Source organism: Nocardia sp. NPDC004722, from assembly GCF_053601505.1.
Map to the genome: position 1 here is coordinate 1 of NZ_JBSGBY010000920.1, position 2,295 is coordinate 2,295.

A 2,295-nucleotide genomic window follows, 5' to 3' on the forward strand; every position below is an offset into this window, starting at 1 on the left:
CCCACCTCGGTGAACTCTGGGCCACCGCGACCCGCCTGGACCCGGAAGTCCTCGAACGCCGTATCGCCGACCAGCGCCTGGAATCGCTGCTGACCACCCTGACCACCACCGTGCGCTTCCTGCGCTGAGCACACCCGGCGACGCGCGCGGGTCCGGAACCCTTGCGCGACGGCAGATTCCAATTGCCCCGCGCGCGGCGACCTGCGCTGGGTGGGGCGGGGTGGGCGGCGGCTGGGCGGGGTGGGGCGGGGAGGTGGTAGGAAAGTGACGTGTCCGAAACCGCCGAAACCCACACCCCGCGTGCCGTGTCGGAAGTGGTGGACCTGGTCAGTGCGCTGATCCGGTTCGATACTTCCAATACCGGTGAATTGGAAACCACCAAGGGCGAGCGCGAATGCGCGCTGTGGGTGGCCGAGCAACTCGAACAAGCCGGGTACGAGACCGAGTACGTCGAATCCGGTGCGCCCGGGCGCGGGAATGTGTTCGCGCGGTTGAAGGGCGCGGATTCCTCACGCGGGGCGTTGATGATGCACGGGCATCTCGACGTGGTGCCCGCCGAAGCCGCGGACTGGAGTGTGCACCCGTTCTCGGGGGCCGTGCAGGACGGCTACGTGTGGGGGCGCGGCGCGATCGACATGAAGGACATGGTCGGCATGATGCTGGCCGTCGCCCGGCAGTTCAAGATCGAGGGCACGGTGCCGCCGCGCGACATCGTGTGGGCGTTCGTCGCCGATGAGGAGAACGGCGGCCGCTGGGGCTGCCAGTGGCTGGTGGAGAACCGGCCCGACCTGTTCGCCGGTGTCACCGAGGCGGTCGGGGAGGTCGGCGGGTTCTCGCTGACGGTGCCCAAACCCGACGGCAGCGAGCGACGACTGTATCTGGTCGAGACCGCCGAGAAGGGGCTGGGCTGGATGCGCTTGCGCGCCAAGGCCCGCGCCGGACACGGCTCGTTCCTGCACGAGGACAACGCGGTCACCATTCTGTCGCAGGCCGTGGCACGGTTGGGAACCCACACCTTCCCGCTGGTGGTGTCGGATTCGGTGGCGGAGTTCCTGGCGGCAGTGGCCGAGGAGTCCGGGCTCCAATTCGATCCCGCCTCACCGGATATCGAAGGCCAGCTCGCCAAGCTGGGCACCATCTCGCGCATCATCGGCGCGACCCTGCGCGACACCGCCAACCCGACCATGCTGCGCGCGGGCTACAAGGCCAATGTGATTCCGCAGACCGCCGAGGCCGTCGTCGACTGCCGGGTGGTGCCGGGCCGACAGGCCGAATTCGAGCGTGAGGTCGACGCTTTGATCGGGCCGGACGTCGAGCGCGAGTGGATCACCAAGCTCGACTCGTATGAGACCACCTTCGACGGGCATCTCGTCGACGCCATGAACGACGCCATCCTCGCCCACGATCCGGCCGGGCGCACCGTGCCGTACATGCTGTCGGGCGGCACCGACGCGAAAGCCTTCGCCAGGCTGGGGATTCGCTGCTTCGGCTTCGCGCCGCTGCGGCTGCCGCCCGAACTGGACTTCACCGCCCTGTTCCACGGGGTCGACGAGCGGGTTCCGGTGGAATCGCTCGAGTTCGGCGCCCGCGTGCTGGAACACTTCCTGTTGCACAGCTGACGAGTCGAAAGGACCTGACGTGCCGGATTATTCGTACAACCCGTACGCCGCGCTACCGCAGTTGCCCGAATTCACCCTCACCTCCGCCGATCTCAGCGACGGCAAGCCGCTGTCGCTCGACCAGGTCAGCGCGCTGGCTGGGGCGGGCGGGCGCGACATCTCCCCGCAGCTGAGCTGGTCCGGATTCCCCGCCGAGACCAAGAGTTTCGCGATCACCATGTACGACCCCGACGCGCCCACGGCCTCGGGGTTCTGGCACTGGGTGCTGGCCAATGTGCCCGTCACCACCACCAGCCTCGAGACCGGTCAGGCCAGCGCGGGCGGCAGCCTGCCCGCCGGTGCGCTGCACCTGCGCAATGACGCGGGATTGCACGAGTACACCGGCGCGTTTCCGCCCGCCGGGCACGGGGCGCATCGGTATTTCGTGGTCGTGCACGCGGTCGGGGTGGAGCGGCTCGAGGTCGACGAGAACGCCTCGCCCGCGTACTTGGGATTCAATCTGTTCATGAACGCGATCGGGCGTGCGACGCTGATCGGCACGCACGAGCAGCTGTAGGCGTCCCGACGCCGAAACACCTGTGGCCCCGAGCGATTCGCTCGGGGCCACACGCGTATTCCGGGCTGTCTCATCAAGATCAATGTGTACTCAGCGCGGTGATTCGGACAAATTTCCGCG

General features: G+C 68.0%; 2 protein-coding genes. Both read left to right on the forward strand.

What is annotated here, in order from left to right; genetic code table 11:
- The first annotated feature begins 269 nt into the window (after nucleotides 1-269).
- Nucleotides 270-1,619, forward strand: a complete 1,350-nt coding sequence (locus ACWELQ_RS44060; protein WP_452402908.1) for a M20/M25/M40 family metallo-hydrolase — start codon at nucleotides 270-272, stop codon at nucleotides 1,617-1,619.
- A 19-nt stretch (nucleotides 1,620-1,638) separates the two neighbouring features.
- The gene (locus ACWELQ_RS44065; RefSeq protein WP_379352213.1) at nucleotides 1,639-2,175 is read left to right on the forward strand and encodes a YbhB/YbcL family Raf kinase inhibitor-like protein; all 537 of its coding nucleotides are present in this window, start codon (nucleotides 1,639-1,641) and stop codon (nucleotides 2,173-2,175) included.
- The last annotated feature ends 120 nt before the right edge of the window (nucleotides 2,176-2,295 follow it).